Annotated in this window: 15 protein-coding genes; 4 read left to right on the forward strand and 11 right to left on the reverse strand. The window is 64.5% G+C overall.

Going from position 1 to position 18,378, the window contains the following annotated elements:
- The 7 genes from ACY48M_RS01035 to ACY48M_RS01065 form a co-directional block, all read right to left on the reverse strand.
- Nucleotides 1-1,395 carry a hypothetical protein gene (locus ACY48M_RS01035; RefSeq protein ID WP_462818385.1) on the reverse strand — a complete coding sequence of 465 codons (1,395 nt, stop codon included), beginning with the start codon at nt 1,393-1,395 and terminating at the stop codon, nt 1-3.
- A gap of 124 nt (nt 1,396-1,519) precedes the next feature.
- Nucleotides 1,520-2,671 (reverse strand): glycosyltransferase family 4 protein, encoded by a 1,152-nt coding sequence (locus ACY48M_RS01040; protein WP_462818386.1) that lies wholly within the window; start codon nt 2,669-2,671, stop codon nt 1,520-1,522.
- Nucleotides 2,668-3,615, reverse strand: a complete 948-nt coding sequence (locus ACY48M_RS01045) for an NAD-dependent epimerase/dehydratase family protein (RefSeq protein ID WP_462818387.1) — start codon at nt 3,613-3,615, stop codon at nt 2,668-2,670. The genes ACY48M_RS01040 and ACY48M_RS01045 overlap by 4 nt, the downstream gene beginning before the upstream one ends.
- A 15-nt stretch (nt 3,616-3,630) precedes the next feature.
- Nucleotides 3,631-4,266, reverse strand: a complete 636-nt coding sequence (locus ACY48M_RS01050) for an acetyltransferase (RefSeq protein ID WP_462818388.1) — start codon at nt 4,264-4,266, stop codon at nt 3,631-3,633.
- Nucleotides 4,266-4,895: a sugar transferase gene (locus ACY48M_RS01055; RefSeq protein WP_462818389.1), complete on the reverse strand. Its 630-nt coding sequence runs from the start codon at nt 4,893-4,895 to the stop codon at nt 4,266-4,268. The genes ACY48M_RS01050 and ACY48M_RS01055 overlap by 1 nt, the downstream gene beginning before the upstream one ends.
- Nucleotides 4,885-6,027, reverse strand: coding sequence for a DegT/DnrJ/EryC1/StrS family aminotransferase (locus ACY48M_RS01060; RefSeq protein WP_462818390.1), 1,143 nt, complete (start codon nt 6,025-6,027; stop codon nt 4,885-4,887). Before ACY48M_RS01060 ends, ACY48M_RS01055 begins: the two co-directional genes overlap by 11 nt.
- On the reverse strand, nt 6,024-7,859 hold the full coding sequence (locus ACY48M_RS01065; RefSeq protein WP_462818391.1) for a polysaccharide biosynthesis protein: 1,836 nt from the start codon (nt 7,857-7,859) through the stop codon (nt 6,024-6,026). The genes ACY48M_RS01060 and ACY48M_RS01065 overlap by 4 nt, the downstream gene beginning before the upstream one ends.
- Nucleotides 7,860-8,074: 215 nt before the next feature.
- Between ACY48M_RS01065 and ACY48M_RS01070 the strand changes: the two genes are divergently transcribed.
- From ACY48M_RS01070 to ACY48M_RS01085, 4 genes are read left to right on the forward strand one after another with little or no spacing between them, the layout of a single operon-like run.
- Nucleotides 8,075-10,552, forward strand: a complete 2,478-nt coding sequence (locus ACY48M_RS01070) for a glycosyltransferase (RefSeq protein WP_462818392.1) — start codon at nt 8,075-8,077, stop codon at nt 10,550-10,552.
- Nucleotides 10,552-11,691: an NAD-dependent epimerase/dehydratase family protein gene (locus ACY48M_RS01075; RefSeq protein WP_462818393.1), complete on the forward strand. Its 1,140-nt coding sequence runs from the start codon at nt 10,552-10,554 to the stop codon at nt 11,689-11,691. The genes ACY48M_RS01070 and ACY48M_RS01075 overlap by 1 nt, the downstream gene beginning before the upstream one ends.
- A gap of 6 nt (nt 11,692-11,697) precedes the next feature.
- Nucleotides 11,698-12,975, forward strand: coding sequence for a hypothetical protein (locus ACY48M_RS01080; RefSeq protein WP_462818394.1), 1,278 nt, complete (start codon nt 11,698-11,700; stop codon nt 12,973-12,975).
- On the forward strand, nt 12,972-14,852 hold the full coding sequence (locus ACY48M_RS01085) for a hypothetical protein (RefSeq protein ID WP_462818395.1): 1,881 nt from the start codon (nt 12,972-12,974) through the stop codon (nt 14,850-14,852). The genes ACY48M_RS01080 and ACY48M_RS01085 overlap by 4 nt, the downstream gene beginning before the upstream one ends.
- On the opposite strand, the gene ACY48M_RS01090 is transcribed toward ACY48M_RS01085, so the two are convergent.
- Genes ACY48M_RS01090 through ACY48M_RS01105 form a run of 4 tightly spaced genes read right to left on the reverse strand, consistent with a single transcriptional unit; the run spans nt 14,836 to nt 18,316 of the window.
- A complete protein-coding gene (locus ACY48M_RS01090; RefSeq protein WP_462818396.1) occupies nt 14,836-16,341 on the reverse strand; it encodes a DUF2142 domain-containing protein in 1,506 nt (501 codons plus the stop codon). The genes ACY48M_RS01085 and ACY48M_RS01090 overlap by 17 nt on opposite strands.
- Nucleotides 16,328-16,687 (reverse strand): DUF2304 family protein, encoded by a 360-nt coding sequence (locus ACY48M_RS01095; RefSeq protein WP_462818397.1) that lies wholly within the window; start codon nt 16,685-16,687, stop codon nt 16,328-16,330. Before ACY48M_RS01095 ends, ACY48M_RS01090 begins: the two co-directional genes overlap by 14 nt.
- Complete coding sequence (locus ACY48M_RS01100) at nt 16,684-17,385, reverse strand: glycosyltransferase family 2 protein (RefSeq protein ID WP_462819230.1); 702 nt, start codon at nt 17,383-17,385, stop codon at nt 16,684-16,686. The genes ACY48M_RS01095 and ACY48M_RS01100 overlap by 4 nt, the downstream gene beginning before the upstream one ends.
- A 58-nt stretch (nt 17,386-17,443) precedes the next feature.
- Entirely contained in the window at nt 17,444-18,316 is an 873-nt protein-coding gene (locus ACY48M_RS01105; RefSeq protein WP_462818398.1) for a glycosyltransferase, read from the reverse strand.
- Nucleotides 18,317-18,378 lie beyond the last annotated feature (62 nt).

Below are 18,378 nucleotides of genomic sequence, written 5' to 3' on the forward strand. Positions count from 1 at the left end.
TCAGGGCGCTTCGATCGAGTGTGGCACTGGGTCCGTCGGCGAGGGCCGGGATGCCAGCATCACGGTCGCAATCATGAACGGCAGAAAGACCGGCCACATGTGGCCTGGTGCTTGAATGTACGGGTTCGTGGCGTTCCCGATGAGGGTTGCGACTGCGCCTGCTGATGCGATGAGCAGCACCCCGCGGAGCGAGACGTCCTGTCGGTAGGCCTTCCGAAGCGCACGGATTCCAAGGACGGTGGTAGCAGTGAGGAATCCCAGTCCGATCAGTCCGGTCCAGTAGTACATCGCGTGGTACTGAAGTTCTGTCTGCCATGGCTTCATATCCCGCTCGAAGGCACCGCGATCGATGGACGCTCCGAACCCTCGCCCTGCCACGAGGTCTGCGGTGGAGTCCACGGTGGTGAGGCTTCTGAGTTCGTTCTGGCGGATCCTGTCGGCGAGCGAGTCGTCCTCTGCGATTGTGTCCACGTCCGTGACATCCTCATTGGAGAGGGTTGGGGACTGGCCGAATATGGTCCCGACTGATTGGAGGAGGCTCCCTGCCATAGAAGCGGTCTGCGGCTGGACCCCGAGAGAGATGACTCCTGCGATGGCAAACGCGGCGGCCATTCTGACAGCGGCGATGGGGATGGACGTGCTCCGGGGGGCGGTCGGACGGTTCTTGATGCGGAGGATGAGCCACACGGCAAAGGCGATGAGCGGACTCAGCACGAGCACGAGCAGGATTGCCCGGCGCCAGGAGATTATGGATGCTGATATTGCTAGCGAGGCGGCCAACATCCGCACCCACATCGGCGGCAGGTACGCGTTATGACGCCCGCATGCGAGGGATGCGACCCACATCGCGCCCCACCAGAGCACGGGAGGAAGGCTGTGAGACGACAGTGCTATGGCACCTGTGTCGTCCACCACATACCTGAGGAAGATGGGCGCCGAGAGCCACCTGGGTATGCCCGACAACGGCAGTACATCAAGTTCGACGAGAGCGCCGAAGATGAAGATCGCTGCGATGAGGATTGTTACCGCCGCGCCGACAGAAAACAGAATCTTTATGACGAAACGCTTGAACCCGACGACGATGACGAAGTAGACGACCGGCAAGAAGAGCAGGAACACCAGGGTTCGGGCCCACGACTCGGCGTCGCGAACGACCGCGACGACAACGCCGAAGAGCACGTAGATGAGCCAGACGGCCGCCGGTGCGGCGAGCGCCCGATCGATGAGCGGTCGCTCTTTCCACACACCGTATCCTGCGATGGCGGCGAGACTACCGATCAACGGGTAGAGCAGGAAGTTATTAGATACGGGGATCAGGGATATGTATCCGATCGCCAGTACCAACCAGACGGTCAGGGCAGTCACCGTGGGGCTGGTCTTGTGCGGGTGGCTCATTTCACACCTTGTCCGGTCATGCTGGGGCCCTCTCAGGCGACCCGTTACGCTACCACGCTCGTGTTGAGTGTTCGCCGATGGAGGGGTGCTGGTCGCTGGCGGGAGCTGTCGCGGTTTCGACACCTCAGGCGAGGAGTTGAGAATAGAAGTGTTCCGTTGCGTGCCACACTTCCGGTCGGTTGAAGTTCCGTGCTGCATGCTCGCGCGCAGCGAGCCCGAAGCGCGAACACAATTCGCTCGACTCCAGTAGTTTCTGCAGCGCGTCAGCCAGCGCATTGCTTTCGCCAGCGGGCACCACGATGCCTGTCTCGCCGTCGATCACAGAGTCCACTGCGCCCGTCGCGTCGGTTGTCACGCTGGGTAGCTCCGATGCGGATGCCTCAAGTATGACGTTGGGAAATCCCTCGCGGAACGTTGGCAGGCAGTGCACATCCATCAGATGGAAGTACGGGCGAGGATCAGGAACATGCCCCACGAGGATCGCGGGCCGTCCGACCGCCATCAGTTTCTCCACGACGTCCTGCTGTCGACCGCCGTCCACCCCTCCCACGACAAGAAGCTGGTGGTCCACGCCCCTTCTGCAGAGTTCTGATCTGGCCTCGGCAAGTACGGTGAGCCCCTTGTCGACGGTGAGCCGGCCCACGAATCCAATCACAGGCACGTCCGGCGCCAGGCCTGTGCCACGGCGGAGATCCTCGACGGTGGCCTTGGTAATGACAGTCGGTGAGAACGCCTCAAGGTCGACGCCGTTCGAGCTTCCGGCCCCCAGGACGACGACCTTGTTCGAGGGGGCGAGGTTCAGATCTATCACGCGCTGTCGAAGGCTGGGGCTGACAGCTATGACGGAATGCGCAGACCACATGGCGAGCCGCTCGAGAAGCGCGAGAACTCTTCGCCCCGCTCCGGATGCGGTCTCCAAGCGTAATCCGCGGAGCAGATATACGCGGTGAGGAACGCGAACCGCAGCTGCGGCCAGCCCACCGAGTAGCCCCGCCTTCGGCGTTCCCACCGAGATGACGTCCGGTCGCACTGAACGGAGAAGACGAATCCACTTCGCCAGCGCACGGAGATCCCGAAGTGGCGATGGCTCCCGAGCCATGTCCAGGGGGTGCGTGGTCACACCAGTGACCGTCCCGAGCGCGTCGAGTTGCGCGCCCGGGGAGCAGACGACGTGTACGTCCCATCCGTGATCTCGGAGGTACTCGGGAAATCCGCGCATGAGGGTCAGCGAAACCTCCGCTGTGACTCCCAGAAGGATGGTCTTCGCGCGTGTCATACTCCCGCCGCGCCTGGCAGGGACTCGAACCATGCGGCGGTGCGGGCGAGTCCTTCCGCCAGGGGGACAGGAGTGACTTCGGGAAAGAGCTCGCGAACGCGAACTCCATCTGCCTGCGAGGAGCGTACATCACCGATGCGCGGATCCGTGTGTACGACGTCCAGCGGTGATCCGAGCGTGCGTTCCATCTCTGCGATCAGTTCCAGGAGTGTCGTGTTGGTGCCGAAAGCGAGGTTGACTGGATCGTTTGAATGAATGCCACGCTCGATCGCGCTGGCGATCACGGAGCAGACCGTTCCCACGAATGTGAAGTCCCGAGACTGAAGACCATCTCCCTGTACGCGAAGCGGTTGCCCTGCCATGGCGGCATCCAGAAACTGCGGAATCACCGCTGCATAGGCGTGGCCTGCCGCCTGGCCCGGCCCGTACACATTGAAGAAGCGGAATGCGAGGTTCTTCATGCCGTAGGAGAAGTTGTAAGCGAGCGGGTAACCCTCTGTCGCCTGCTTGCTCACGGCATACGGACTCATGGGGCGGGTCCACTCGAACTCAGACTTCGGGAGGGCGGGATTACTGCCGTAGACGGAACTCGACGACGCGACCACGACCTGCTCGACGCCGTGCTCGCGAGCTGCTTCGAGAACATTGAGGGTTCCCGTGGAATTGGCGTCGTGGGTCGGGCGAGGCGCAGCGACCGAACGCGGCACGCTGGGGATCGCCCCGAGATGAACGATGGAGTCCATGCCCCCAACCGCGCGGTCAAGGAGAGGGAGGTCGAGAATGCTCCCCTCCAAGAACTCGCCGTCGACGCCGTCAAGGTTCTCGCGGAAGCCGGTGCTCAGATCGTCCAACAGGCGCACGGTCCAGCTTGGGTGGACGTTGTTGAGGTGCTTGGCAAGGTTTGATCCGATGAAACCTGCGCCTCCGGTGATGAGTACTCTCATGATTCCAATCTCAATTCAACGGGCGGGAACGCCCTTGACCGTGGTCTTCGGTTTCACATCTCGGACTACGCACGCCGCGGCACCTACCGTGGCTCCATTTCCGATCCGGATGCCTTGCAATACCACTGCCCCGGCTCCGACGAGCACGTCGTCGCCCAGGGTGACATCGCCGGACACGACCGCTCCCGGATTGATCGAGCAGTAGGCACCCACTGATGTGTCGTGGCCAATCGTCGCGTTGGGGTTGACGTGGCTGTGGTCTCCGAGACTCACATTGCTGGATATCTGGGCCCCGGAGCAGACTACAACTCCAGAAGCGAGAGACGAGACGCTGCCCACCACTGCCCTGGGGTGTACAAGTGTTGCCGCTGTGGCGCCCGCCGCAAGCAATCGTTCAGTCACGATCCTGCGGACCGAGGGTGTGCCGATCGCGACGACAAACATCGCGTCGGAGTGCCGGTGGATCAGGGATTCATCGGTGCCGAGATAGGTGACGTCTCGCTTGGAGAGGCGCTGCAGGTTGAGCTCGCTCGGGGCGGAATCCACGACTCCGACCAGCTCGTACGTGGGGTTCTCGGAATTGATTGCCGCGACGACATCGAGAGTTTCACGGCCGAATCCTCCGGCGCCCACCACGATGAGCCGGCGCATCACAGCTCGTGGTCCTGTTCTGACTGGCCGCGGAATTCCTCCATGGTCGCGCTATGCGTGCTTGTGACGCCTTCGCGACGGAGGACAGTGCGGAAAGTGCGCCCGAGAATCGCGAGGTCGAGTGCCAGCGATCGACGCTCGACGTACTCGACGTCAAGTGCGAATCGATCTTCCCAGTCCACGGTGTTCCTGCCTGACACCTGAGCCAGTCCAGTTATTCCCGGGCGCACCTCGTGTCGACGGGCCTGCTCGGGGGAGTACCTCTCCAGATAGTCGACGAGCAGGGGCCTCGGGCCCACGATGCTCATGTCGCCTTTGAGCACATTCACTAGGGACGGCAGCTCATCGAGGCTTGTCGATCTCAGCCTTCTCCCGAACGGTGTTAGACGTGCCGCATCGGATTCGACGCCTTGCCCGGGTGCCGCGTCTCGCATAGAGCGGAACTTGTACAACGTGAATATCCGACCCTCTCTCCCCGGCCGGGGTTGGGCGAAGATCACGGGGCGGCCCAGATCCCTCGCCACTAGCGCCGCGGTCAACAGGATCACCGGGGAGGCCAACGCCAGCCCGAGCGCCGAGACGACGATGTCGCCACCCCTTTTGATGACGTCGTAGGGCCTAGCTGCCATTGCGGGCATCCAGGAACGAGCCAATGTGATCGATAACTCGGGCCTTCTGAGAGTCGTTGAGGGCTGAGCCGCTGGGTAGCGTCAGTCCTGTCTCGAACAGTCGTTCTGCGGCCCCGGTTATATAGGAGCGAGAGCCTCTGAAGACAGGTTGCAGGTGCATCGGCTTCCAGAGCGGCCTGGTTTCGATGTCGTCCGTCGTCATCCAGTCGCGAAGCTCTGTAGTCGTCCATCCTGTCCGATCGGAATCGACGACGATCGACGTGAGCCAGAAATTGTCTTCCTCATCCTCGGCGCCGCCGAAGACCTCAACTCCTTCAACCCCGGCGAAGACGCCTCGGTACAGGGAACGAAGCTGCCTTCGCCGCTCGATCATCTCGCTCAACCGAGACAACTGTGCACGGCCGAGAGCCGCGAGAAGGTTGCTGAGACGGTAGTTGTAGCCGATCTCAGTGTGCTCATAGTGGACGACGGGCTGGCGTGCTTGCGTGGCAAGATATCGGGTCTTGGCCGCAAGTGCCGAATCGTCGGTGAGCAGCATTCCGCCGCCTGACGTGGTCATTATCTTGTTGCCGTTGAAGGACACGGCGGCTGCCGAACCGAAGGAACCTGCGGGACGACCTTCATGGAACGCGCCCAGAGATTCAGCCGCATCGGAGATGACGGGGACGCCGAAGCGCTCGGCGAGGGGAAGAATCCGGGTGTAGTCAGCGGTCTTGCCCAGTAGGTCGACGGGAAGGATTGCCGCGACTCGTTCCCCTCGTTGGGCGAAGTCCTCGAGGGCAGCCAGAAGAAGTGCGGGGTCGATGTTGCCGGTGACAGGATCCGCGTCCACGAATACGGGCTCCGCGCCGACGTACCTGATGGCGTTCGCGGTTGCAGCGAAGGTCATGGTGGATGTCAGCACGACGTCTTTCTGCCCTATTCCGAGGGTGAGAAGAGCCAGATGAAGTGCGGCGGTTCCCGAACTCAGCGCTACAGCGTGCGTACGACCGGTTCGCGCTGCGATCTCCTTCTCGAAGTTGTCGACGTCAGGGCCCAGTGGGGCAATCCAGCCGGAACGCAGCGCGGCCACAACAGCGTCTTCCTCCAGCTGCCCGACGTCCGGCGACGACATGTAGATTCGCCCGTTCATGATTCGTCCACTCCGCATCGACGCAGCCATTCCGTCTTGTCCAGTTCTTCGGGCGACAGTGCGTTGACCCGAGCGTGGGAAATCTTGGGATGGTGGGGCCGTGCATCGGTTTCGCGCAGCCCCAGAAGCTCTTCGTGCAGTTTCTCCCCGGGCCGAAGACCCGTGAAGACGATCTCAACGTCCTTGCCGGACATCTCGATCATGCGCTGTGCCACATCGAGGATGCGTACGGGCTCTCCCATGTCGAGGATCAGTACTTCAGCGGGAGCACCGATTCCGCCGGCCTGCACCACGAGCTGGCATGCCTCTGGAATGGTCATGAAAAAACGCGTTACGTCTGGATGAGTGACCGTCAATGGTCCGCCCGCAGCGATGAGGGAGGTGAAAGTGGGGAGCATCGAACCCCGGCTCCCGATCACATTTCCAAACCGCACCGAGAGGTACCGCATCCCGGTCTCTTCTGCCGCCCACGCGGTGAGCTTCTCCGCCACTCGCTTCGAATGCCCGAGCACACTCGTCGGGTTTGCGGCCTTGTCAGTCGAGATATTTACGAAGGTTGTGACGTCCACGTCGCGTGCCGCTTCGAGCACATTGAGCGTGCCCTGTACGTTCGTTTGCCAAGCCTCACTCGGATACTGCTCGAGCATGGGGAGGTGTTTCAGCGCGGCCGCGTGGAATACGACCTCAGGCCGTCGGGCGCGGAAGATCTTGCACAGGCTATCCCGATCCCGGATGTCTGCGAGGATCACATCCTTCGTGTCCAGAAGACCGTGGCCGTCGACTGCGAGCTGGGTTGACTGGAGACCAGACTCGTCGCGGTCGAGCATCATCAGTTCGGCAGGTGCGAACTTGGCGATCTGCTGCGAGAGCACAGCGCCGATGGACCCGCCAGCGCCAGTGACTAGGACCCGCTTGCCCGCGAGATAGTCGGCGATCGACTCGACGTCGGTGTCAACCGGGTGGCGACCGATCAGGTCTTCTATCGACACCTCCTTCAGGTCCCTCAGGCCGGAACGTCCCTCAAGGATGTCGCTCAGCAGTGGAAAGACCAGCATGCGCAGCCCCGCGTCATCCGCCCTGTCCTTTATCTGGCGAATGAGTGCGGAGTCTGCTCGTCCTATGCAGACGATGAGCGTCGTCGCTTCCGTGTCCCGTGCGATCGCGGCCAGGTGGACCCCCGCACCCAGCACAGGCACCCCTGCGATTGAGAAATTGCTCTTAGCGGGACTGTCATCGATGATTCCGACCGGCAGGTACTTGGAAGCGCGGTTCGTCAGCATCTGGGGAATTACGAAGTTCGCGAGGTCTCCGGCGCCGTAGACTAGAGTTATCTCTGCGGCATCAGTGGGCTTGAGCCTTCGCTCCGACAGCAAGCGCCGAACGTAGCGCGCTGCACCCATGGCCACCAAGGCCATGGGGAGGGCGACCAGGACTGTGCTGCGAGGGATTCGGAAGATCGTTCCGGCGGCGAGGACTGGCACAGCCAGCACGATCGCCGTGGCCGTAGCAGTGACAGTGAGCGCCTGGACTTCGTGGAACGACCCCACCCTGAATCGACCCTTGTAGAGGTTGAAGACTCGACCGAAGCTGAACTGCAGCACGACGGCCACTGCACAGAGTGTGAGCATCGATGGCCAGTAGACGTTCTGTACTGCCAACTCATAGCGGAATACTGCCGCAAACACGAGAGCCAGAGACCATGCGGCGGCATCGAAGACGTACTGGCCGCCCACAGTCCGACGAGCGACCGCGAACCCCCGCTTCAGTGGACGGCGTTCCTGCCCGACAGGGGTGCTGCGTTCTCCGCCGGTCTCGGTAGCGCTAGGTGTCACGTTGTCCTCAGGTCGTTGTCTGCGTTGCCGGAACCGTCTCAAAAGGGGCGTGAGCCACTGCAGGCTCCGCGCAGTCTTACAGCTGTCAGAAGTCTACCGCTGTGAAAAAGGGGTTGCCCGGTGGGCGCTGACTTGACAGCCAGGTGCTGTGAGGCCTTCGCTTGACGACGCGTTGCTAGACTCCGGGGGTCTGTCTCCTGACATGAAAGGCGCCAATGCCCAAGCTCCGACCGGGGGTTGTCTCCGTCCTCCTCGTCAATTTCCGTGGCGCTGACGACACGATCGAGGCAATCGGGCACCTCGGCCAGCTCGACTGGCCGCAGGACAGGCTCGAGATCGTCGTCGTCGAGAACGGCTCCGGCGACGACAGCGCCGAGCGCATCCGGGCGGCGGCTCCCCACGTGAACCTCGTTATCTCGAAGACGAACGACGGCTTCGCCGGCGGATGCAACAGGGGAGTGGCAGCATCCAACGGCGAGTTCATCGCGCTGCTCAACAACGATGCTCGCCCCGATGCACAGTGGGTGCGGGCCGCGGTCGACAAGTTCGCACAGTCCGACCAGATCGGGGCCGTTGCCAGCCGAGTGCTCGACTGGGAGGGGGAGAATGTCGACTTCATCGGCTCCGCCATGACGTGGTACGGCATGGGCTACAAGCCGTTTACGGCGGAACCCATCCCCAAGACGCCGGACGTGCCGCAGGATGTGCTCTTCGGCACCGGATCCGCAATGTTCGTGCGGCGTGGTGTCTACGACGCGCTGGGGGGCTTCGACGAGCGGTACTTCATGTTCTTCGAGGACGTCGACCTCGGCTGGAGGCTCAACCTGCGCGGCTGGCGTTACGCCTATGAGCCGGCGTCGTTTGCCTACCACAAGCATCACGCCTCCATGGCTGAGTTCGGGCCATACAAGGAGACCTACCTTCTCGAGCGCAACGCCCTCTTCACCCTCTACAAGAATCTCGAAGAAGACGGCCTCCGCGAGGCGCTACCCGCCGCTACCATGCTCTCCATTCGCCGCGGTATCACCCGCGCTGGACTCGACTCGACCGCGTACGACCTGCGCAAACCCGGGGGTGACGACACCGACACCGACACGGTCTCCAAGCAGGCCGTCGCTGCCATGTTCGCGATCGACCAGCTCGTCGAGCACCTCCCGTCGCTGCGCAAGAGCCGCGACGAGATCCAGACCACCCGCACGGTCAGCGACAGCATGCTCTGGCGGCTCTTCGGTCAGGTCGACGCCCCCGTCTATCAAGAAGAGAAGTATCTCGACGGGTACACCGACATCGTGAGCGCCTTCGACGTGCTCGAACCGGCCGAGCGCACCCGCGTCGTCATCGTCACGGGCGACCCCATCGGCAAGAAACTCGCCGGTCCAGCCATCCGCGCCTGGAACATGGCCGAACTCCTCTCTCGCGACAACGACGTGTGCCTCGTCACCCTCTCCGGCGCAGAAGAGATGGATGCCCCGTTCCGCATCGAGCATGTGCGCCCGGGCGACGACGGCAAGTTCGCGCCGCTCGAAGCCTGGGCGGATGTCATCGTCTTTCAGGGTCACGCGATGGCCGTTTTCGAGTCCATCCGCACGAGCAGCAAGATCCTCGTGGTCGACATCTACGACCCAATGCACCTCGAACAGCTCGAGCAGGGCCGCGAACTGCCGGCCGCCCAATGGACACAGCAGGTCTCCGACGCAACCGACGTGCTCAACGAGCAGCTGCAGCGCGGCGACTTCTTTCTCTGCGCATCCGACCGGCAGAAGATGTTCTGGCTCGGACAGCTCGCCGCCCTTGGCCGCATCAACCCGCTCAACTATGACGGCGATCCCGACCTCGATGGGCTCATCAGCATCGCCCCATTCGGCCTCTCATCGACACCGCCAACGCACGAGCGCGCTGTGCTCAAGGGCGCCATGCCCGGCATCGCTCGTGACGACAAGGTGCTGCTCTGGAGCGGCGGCCTCTACAACTGGTTCGACCCCAAGTCGCTCATCCGTGCGGTCGCCCAACTGTCGGAACGCCGCGACACCGTGCGCCTCTTCTTTCAGGGCACGAAGCATCCGCACCCCGGCGTGCCCGAAATGGCGATCGTCAAGGAGTCCCGTGCGCTCGCCGCCGAACTTGGCGCGCTCGACAGCTCTGTCTTCTTCAACCCGTCCTGGGTCGACTATGCAGAACGCCAGAATTACCTCACCGAGGCGGATGCCGGTGTGAGCACCCACTTCTCCCACATCGAGACCACCTTCTCGTTCCGCACGCGAATCCTCGACTACCTCTGGGCCGAACTGCCGATGGTCGTCACGGCGGGAGACCACTTCGCCGAGCTCATCGCCGCTGAAGGCCTCGGAGTCGTTGTTGCCGCCGAAGATGTCGACGGCTTGGCCGCCGCCCTCGAGCGCGTGCTGTTCGACGAGGAGTTCATCGCCGAGGCGAAGGCCAACATCCGCCGCGTGCGCGAACGCTACTACTGGGAGACGGCCCTCGCGCCCCTCGTCGACTTCGTCGCCGACGCGAAGCATGCCGCCGACCATCGCGGGCTCACCGCCACCCAGCTCGCCGCCGCCGCACGCGGACGCAAGCAGCGTCGCCGCTCCGGGCTGATGCACGACATCGGTCGTGCCGCGTTCTACCTGCGCACGGCTGGGCCATCCGCCGTCATCGGCAAGGTGGCCAAGCGACTGCGGAGGCGCTGATGACCGCGTCACCGCGTCGCCGTGCATCCCGCAATCTCGAAACAGTCCACACCCCACACGAGGAGCAGCTCTTGGTCGCAAACACGCTCGGCACGGTATTAGTCACCGGTGGTGCCGGATTCATCGGCTGCGCGCTCTCACAGCGCCTCGCGCCTAGCGCTGCGCGGTGGGTGGTGCTCGACAATCTGCACCCCCAGGTGCATCCGAGTGCCGCACGCCCCGCCGACCTGCACGAGGCCGCCGAGTTCGTGCGGGGCGACGTCAGCAGCGAGGCCGACTGGGACCGGGTGCTCGCCGACCTCAAGCCGGACGTAGTCGTGCACCTCGCCGCCGAAACGGGCACCGCCCAGTCTTTGCACGAAGCGACTCGGCACTCCGAGGTCAACGTTGTGGGCACCACCCGGATGCTCGACGCGCTCGGCCGTCACGGGCATGTGCCGCGGCACTTCGTGCTCAGCAGCAGCCGAGCTGTCTACGGCGAGGGGGAGTGGCGCACCGCCGAAGGCACCACGGTGCTGCCTGGCCAGCGCTCACACGCCCAGTTCGAGCGGGCAGAGTGGGACTTCGCGGATGCCACGCCGCAGCCGAGCGAGGCATCACGCACCTGGCCCAGCCCCACCAGCGTCTACGGTGCCACGAAGCTCGCGCAGGAGCACATTCTCTCCGCCTGGACAGGTTCGCACGATTCCAGGCTCTCCATCCTCCGCTTCCAGAACGTGTACGGCCCTGGCCAGTCGCTCATCAACTCCTACACGGGCATTGTCTCGCTCTTCTCGCAGCTCGCCCGCCGCGGCGAGAGCATCCCAATCTACGAGGACGGGCGCATCACCCGTGACTTCGTCTACATCGACGATGTCGCCGACTCGCTGAGTGCCGTCATCACCGCGGCGCCCTCCGAGAACCCGTCACGCCACGACATCGGCTCCGGCATCGGCACCACAATCCTCGAGCTCGCCCAGGAGATCGCCCGGTATTACGATGCGCCAGCGCCACACATCACGGGTGCCTACCGTGACGGTGACATCCGCCACGCCGAATGCGACATCACTCGCAGCCTCGCCGACCTGGACTGGGCCCCAGCGTGGAGTCTGGAGCGTGGCATCGCCGCGCTCCAGGAGTGGATTGCGGCGCAGGACTAGCACCACATGGCGCAGAAACGGGGCGCGAGGCAGCCGAGCGGAATCGCGCTGATACTTGCAGCGACCCTTGTCGCAGGGGTCGCTGGTTACCTCGTCACCTGGCTCGTCTACCGCTTCGTCGGTCCCGCCGATTACGCCGTGTTCGCGGTGTTCTGGGCTGCCCTCTACCTCGTGGTCGGCGCCCTCGCCGGAGTGCAACAGGAGATCACGAGGGCCACACACCTCGTCGCGCTCGACGCACGCCGGGGTCCGAGCCGCGCGCGTGACTTCGGGCTTGTGCTCGCATCCGCCGTGGCCGTCGTGATCGCCGGGAGCGCGTGGGTCTGGGCGGATGCCGTGTTCCCCGACACCGGCACCGCACTCGCCTGGCCGCTCGCGGTCGGCGCCGGCTTCTACGTGCTCGTCGCCACCCTCAGCGGCTCGCTCTACGGAGTGGGCCAGTGGCGCTCGCTCGCCCTCATGATCGGTGCCGACAGCATCCTCCGCCTGGCGCTTTTGCTCCCCGCCCTTATGCTCACCAACGATGTCGTCGTGCTCGCCTGGCTCGTCGCAGTGCCGTTCCCCCTTACGCTCGCCATCCTCTGGCCGATCGTCCGAGGCGGCTTCGTCGGGCGGAGTCAGCTCGATGTCGGTATCCGCGTGCTCTCATGGAATGTCGCCCGCACGGTGCTCGCGTCCGCATCGACCGCCGTGCTTGTGAGCGGGTTCCCGCTGCTGATCGGCGTCACGTCCCAGGGCACCTCCCAGGCCCTGGTGGGTGAGCTAATCTTTGCCCTCACCCTCACCAGGGCGCCCCTCATCGTGATCCTCATGTCGCTGCAGAGTTATCTCATCGTGCGGTTCCGAGACCGACCATCCGCGATCATCCGCACGCTCGGGGTATTGCTCGCCGCCATTGCGGCGGGAGCGCTTGTGCTGGCCCTCCTCGCGTGGTGGCTCGGACCCGCCGTCTTCGAGATCGTCGCCGGGTACGGGTTTTCGCTCGACGGCTGGCTCATCGCCGTCATGGTCGCGTCGTCCGCCGTGATCGGGGCCCTCTGCGTGTCCGGAGCCGCGGTGCTCGCCCGCGGCAGACACGTTATCTACTCGGCCGGCTGGGTGGCCGCCGCAGGCGTTACAGTCATCCTCATGTGTGTGCCCGGCGTCGACCTCGTCACGCGGATCGTGCTTGCCACAGTGATCGCCCCCATCGTCGGGCTCGCCGTGCACGCGACCTGGCTGCTTGCGACGGCCCGCACCCCGCCGCCCAGCCCCATACAGCGAAACGAGAGCTCGGCGGCATGATCGCTCGGCAGAAGTTCCGCACAGGCTCAGCCCTGCGTGATTCCCGCTACACAGTGCCGGTCACGCTGGCACTACTCGTCATCGGCGCCGCCATCGGCACGCTGCTTGGGATGCCCCTCTGGCCACTCTTCGTCATTGCGGCCGTGCCGTGGACGGCGGCCGCAGCCTCGCGCTGGGGTTCACTCGCAGGCATAACCGGTGTCGTACTTGTATCGATGTGGTGGATGGTGATGGTGCTTGTCGCCTCACCCCTATTGCCATGGTCACTTCACGTCACCGTGACGATCGCTTGGGCGACTACAGGCATCATCGGGGCGGGTGGGATGGCGGTGAAGGGGACGAGGCTCCTCCGCCCCAGGCCCGTCACCCTCGCCACCTGGCTGCCCTCCTCCCTCGGAGGTGTCATATGGGGGGCGACGATCGCTGCCGGCGCTCTCCTCCCGGGCGGCTCCTATCGGTCTGCGGTGCTCCTCGGTGACTCCGCCAACAACGTGCTCTTTGCCAGGGAAGTACTCAGCAGCGGCGGGATCATCATCGGGGCAGAAGAAAACCCTGTGCCCCTCCCCTCCGCGCTCCTCGCCCTTGCCATGGCACCGGGCAGGGAAGGTCTCGACACCGGCGAACTGTTCCTCCACGACACCGGCGCACTCGTCGGCGTCTGGTCGATTGTGGTCGCCATCACCTGCCTGTTGACCGGCGTCGTCGCCGCCTCCATCACCGCCCGCGCTGAAGCCAGCAACACTCTCGTCGCGCTCGTCGGTGCGGCTTCATCGCTCGTGCCCCTCACCTGGTTCGTCACCGGTTACCCGCTTGAGTTCGGTTTTTTCAACGCACACGTCACCCTCGTCATTGTGCTCGCTGCATTTGCGGCCTACCTGGTGGAAGAGAAGCATCCGCCCGCAGCGCTCGCCCTGCTCATGCTGACCGCGACGTTGACCCTCACCGTATGGAGCCCATTCGTGCTCATCCCTGCGGCTCTCGGGCTCGTCGTGCTGCTGCGGCACCGGCGCACCCTCGCTGCCGCCCGCGGCTGGGATCTTGGCGTGCTGTTCGCTGCCACCGCGCAGTTTCTGCTGTGGGGCCTGCTGGTCACCCTGCCGGGATTTCTCGCCCTGAAAGACTTCTTGACGGCGCCGGGTGGCGCTCACTCGGTGCCTCGCTGGGTCTTCGTCACCATCATCCTCTGCGGCATCGTGCTCAGCCTGGCCGCGTTTCGCAGTCCGCGGCATCCGGTTGTGTTCGGCTACCTCGCGACGTCGGCCGGTGCCCTGCTTGGGCTTGGCGTGCTGCTGTACTTTTCTCGCAACGAGTCCGAACCATGGACGTACTATCCGCTGAAGTTCCTCTGGCTTGCTACCGTGTGCCTCGCGCTACTCAGCCTTGGCGTGGCCTCCGCAGCCATCGTGCACCGGCTGCGGGGTCGGCTTGCCCGCACACTTGCCTTCGTCGCGGTCGCCGCCGTGGTCGTGTCCGGCCTAACAGTGGTGCCGCGAATCATGGTCGGTGCCGACTTCAATGGGCCCATTCTGCGCATTCTGCTGGGAGAGGCGACGGGGGATGGCGAGGAGGTTCCCCACCAGATCGCCGCAATCGCCGAGACAGACCGCCCTCACCTGCTCTGGCAATCAGGTTCCCAGAATGAAGACATCATCAACTTCTGGCTCCTGCAACTCTGGGCAAACACAGTGGATACCGATCCCGAACTGCGGAAGGTCATCTACGGCCTCTACCTGCGCGACGACATTGGTGAACTGTGCCGCATCATCGAGCTCACCGACGATCGGGCGGTCATTCACTCAGCGAACACCGAGCTTCAATCGCAGCTCGACCAGGCGTGTGCCGGGCACGGAGCGACGGTGATCAGCGCCCAGCCGTAGCCTTCCAGCGGCGCACGCCGAACCAAGCGCCAACGGTCACCGCGAAGGTCACACAGGCAAAGGCGCCGAGCGAGAGCAGAAGTCCCCCTGGGGGAGCCCAGTCGGCGGAGGTGAGCATGTCGGCCCAACTTGCGTCGAGCCCGACCGTGTAGCGCCGGAGGGCGGTCGCGAAGGCGTGGAACTGCGCTGCCGACCACAGCACGGCGACGACGACGATGAGGCGCCGCAGCGGCGCGACGGCAGCAGGAAGCGCGTCGGAGAGCATGGTGGCGACGCCGAGCGCAGCGCAGACGAACACCGGCAAGATGTAGCGACCCTGCCAGATGATGCCGCCATCGGTGATGTAGACGGCCTGCATGATCGGGGGCAGCGCGACGGTCGCGCCGACGAGTAGCAGGGCAAAGACGAGCGCACGACCCCGGAGCAGCACTGCGGCGAGCACAAGCAACCCGCCCACGAGTGTCGCCCACACGGCGAAGACGAAGAGTGGTGCCTGGGTGTCGAGCCAGCCGAAGATGCCGATTGCGCCCTGCAGGTAGTCAAGGGTGGCCTGGAAGGTCCACCACGCGCCGTAGTACCACGGCGCCCCCACTCCTGGCGTGATCGTTTCGGTGATCGGATCGTCGACCGCCGCGCCGAGCGAATTGGTCGACAGCAACCACACGGCCGCGGCGATGAAGGCGAGCGCGGTGCCGGCAATCGCAACCTGGATGGGCCTGCGTCGCAGCAATGCCAGGAGTTCTTTGCCCTGCAGGAGCACGAGCGGCACGAGCAGTGCAACAACGAGCCAGAGCACCGAGAGTCCGCGCATATTGCCCGCGACGGCGGCGCCGGCAAGCACGATACCCGCGCTCCTCCCGAGCGGGAGGTGGCGTTCGCGCACGATCGTCAGCATCCCGGTGAAGGCGGCGAGGGTTGCTGTGATCTCAAGAGAGTTCGGATTGACGGTGCCGCCGAGAAAGAGCACCATCGGCGTGGTCGCAACGGCGAGACTGATGAGCGGGAGGGTGCGCCGTCGCCAGGTCCATACGAGCGCGGCCGACAGCGCGACGAACCCTGCCACGACGCCGGCGCTCACGAGCCGCATGCCATAGATGCCCGCGCTGTCGTCGGCGATCAGTGATGGCCACCCCACGAGGAGGTAGTAGAGGGGGTTGTACAGGCCGGCGGTGGTCGACCCATCGACGATCTCGTCGGTCGGGGCGGGCACCTCGGGGGCGCAATCTGCCTCTTCGGTTGAGTCGAAGGCATAACACGTCTGCGCGTGGGTGTACGAGACGTAGCGCGGAACCTCCACGACATGCCCGAACGAACCCTGCTCGCCGACGAACTCGCCGCGCACGACCGACGCCGCCTTAACGAGGTGTGCCGGTTCATCGGGTGCTGCGCCGATCGGGGTCGCGATCGCCCAGAGGCCCATGAGCAGCGCGACCGCCACCCAAACGGCGGCGAAGGGCCGCCAGAATGGGCGCACGTCAGTGTTCGTCACGGTCCGCTTTGCGCTCGAGTTCCATCTCAATAAGGGCGACGCGTTCCGCGAGCGTGCGCGTGCGCGCCTCGAGCTTTGTGAGTTCGGCACTCGCCTGGAGACACACGAAGAAGAGGATGGTGATGCTCACGAAGAAGACGAGGTTGATGGGCACCTCGATGCCGATGACATCGGCGACCCATTCGAGGGTGGCCGGAAAGATCCCGGCGATGAGCGCGAGCACGCCGGCGACAAACCACCAGATGGCGTGGCGCTCTCTGAGGAGGTGTCGACGGAGCATCTCGATGACGACGATAAGGATGAGCAGCGCGGAGGCGATGCCAAAGATGTAGCTCGTGACCGTCACAGTTGACCTTCCAAGCGGTACGCCGAGCGGGGCCTGATGAACGCGACGGTGAGGGCGAGGGCCGCCCGGCCCAGATACGCCGCCGACTTGAAGGGGTTGTGTGATGGGACGCCGCCAGCGCGGACCCGCATCGCGACCGGCACCTGCCGCACCACGAGTCCTGACCGCGACGCGATCACGAGCGCCTCAATGGTGTCGCCGAGGTACTCGGCCGGGTAGTGCTTGGCGAACAGCCTGATGGCGTTCGGCCCCGAGGCACGAAATCCCGACGTCGTGTCGGTCAGCCGGGCCTTCGAGGTGCGGCTGAGCACCGCTGCGAGCACGCGCATCGCCCACTGCCGGGGCCCGCGCACCTGGTAGTCGCCCTCGCCGGCAAATCGCGCACCGAGCACGAGGTCGGCAGCGCCGAGCTCTTCAAGCAACCGCTGCACCCCCGCCGGGTCGTGCTGTCCGTCGGAGTCGACCTGCACGACCGCTTCGAAGCCACGCGTGAGCGCGTAGTGAAAACCCACCCGCATGGCGCCGCCGACGCCGAGGTTGAACGGCAGCGTTGCAACGAGGGCACCGGCTTCGCGAGCGACAGCGCTCGTCGCATCCTTCGAGCCGTCGTCGACGACCAGCACGGTGGCACCAGGCACCTTCGCCTGCACCTCACGCACGACATCGCCGACAGACTCCTGCTCGTTGAATGCGGGCATCACGATGAGCGTGCGGGAAAGATCGGGGGACACGCTGATGATTCTAGCGACGCGCCGGTCAGTACGAACGGCGCAGCACGTGGCGCGTCAGGGTGCGGATGCCAAGCCGGTTGCCCTTGGCGATCGCGCCGGGAAGCTCGGTGAGCGCGTGCAGACGTGAGCTCACATGGTGGTGCGCGATGCGGGCGGCCCGCTCCCAGCCGAGCGCACGGAAGGCCTCCTCAGCCTCGACGAAGAGTGTGCGCTCCTGGCGAAACTTCGAGCCGTCGGGACCGGTCACCGCCGAGACGCTCGCCGAGTGGCGTCGGTAGGCGAAGACAACTTCGTCGTCGACGACGAGTGAGCCGCCAGCCTTCGCGATCTCGATTGTCATCGCGAGATCTTGCGTGACATCGAGATCGGTGCGAAATCCGGATGCGACGCGCGACGTGCGCCACGCAATGCTCGGGAAGTACGGCCAGAAGCCGCGGAGCACGCTCGCGGCGAGGGCTTCGCCCGAGAGCTGCCTCGCCCCGGTGCCGTTCGGGCGGTAGACCGCCTTGACCCGATCGGCGAGCGGCGACACCGGCAGGCCAGCCTCGTCGATCACGGTGACGCCGGGTTGAATGATGTCGGCGTCGGGGAACTCGGCGATGAGCTCACGCACTCGAGCGACGTACCCGGGCAGCATGATGTCGTCGCAGCCCATGATGACGACGAATTCGCTCTTCGCGAGTCCGACGCTCTTGTTGTAGTTGCGGCTGGGCCGCAGATTCTCTTCGTTTCGGATGTAGGTGATGCGCGGGTCGTCGATCGACTTCGCCCACTCGCCGGCCGTGAGATCCGGGTAGACGTCATCGACGATCGTGAGACGCCAGTTTGGGTCTTCCTGCGCTCGCACACTCTCGACGGCGATCATGAAATGTTCGACGCTGCCCCAAAAAGGCATCATGATGTCGAGGCTTTCACCTGGTGCTGGGGTTGCCTGTCCTGCGGTCACGGTCACTCAGCCTA

The sequence above is a fragment of the Homoserinimonas flava genome, from assembly GCF_054969005.1.

What these genes read in the sequence shown, in the direction of transcription:
- ACY48M_RS01035 (WP_462818385.1), bottom strand. Translation starts at nt 1,395, where the DNA reads ATGAGCCACCCGCACAAGACCAGCCCCACGGTGACTGCCCTGACCGTC.
- ACY48M_RS01040 (WP_462818386.1), bottom strand. Translation starts at nt 2,671, where the DNA reads ATGACACGCGCGAAGACCATCCTTCTGGGAGTCACAGCGGAGGTTTCG.
- ACY48M_RS01045 (WP_462818387.1), bottom strand. Translation starts at nt 3,615, where the DNA reads ATGAGAGTACTCATCACCGGAGGCGCAGGTTTCATCGGATCAAACCTT.
- ACY48M_RS01050 (WP_462818388.1), bottom strand. Translation starts at nt 4,266, where the DNA reads ATGCGCCGGCTCATCGTGGTGGGCGCCGGAGGATTCGGCCGTGAAACT.
- ACY48M_RS01055 (WP_462818389.1), bottom strand. Translation starts at nt 4,895, where the DNA reads ATGGCAGCTAGGCCCTACGACGTCATCAAAAGGGGTGGCGACATCGTC.
- ACY48M_RS01060 (WP_462818390.1), bottom strand. Translation starts at nt 6,027, where the DNA reads ATGAACGGGCGAATCTACATGTCGTCGCCGGACGTCGGGCAGCTGGAG.
- ACY48M_RS01070 (WP_462818392.1), top strand. Translation starts at nt 8,075, where the DNA reads ATGCCCAAGCTCCGACCGGGGGTTGTCTCCGTCCTCCTCGTCAATTTC.
- ACY48M_RS01075 (WP_462818393.1), top strand. Translation starts at nt 10,552, where the DNA reads ATGACCGCGTCACCGCGTCGCCGTGCATCCCGCAATCTCGAAACAGTC.
- ACY48M_RS01080 (WP_462818394.1), top strand. Translation starts at nt 11,698, where the DNA reads ATGGCGCAGAAACGGGGCGCGAGGCAGCCGAGCGGAATCGCGCTGATA.
- ACY48M_RS01085 (WP_462818395.1), top strand. Translation starts at nt 12,972, where the DNA reads ATGATCGCTCGGCAGAAGTTCCGCACAGGCTCAGCCCTGCGTGATTCC.
- ACY48M_RS01100 (WP_462819230.1), bottom strand. Translation starts at nt 17,385, where the DNA reads ATGCCCGCATTCAACGAGCAGGAGTCTGTCGGCGATGTCGTGCGTGAG.
- ACY48M_RS01105 (WP_462818398.1), bottom strand. Translation starts at nt 18,316, where the DNA reads ATGATGCCTTTTTGGGGCAGCGTCGAACATTTCATGATCGCCGTCGAG.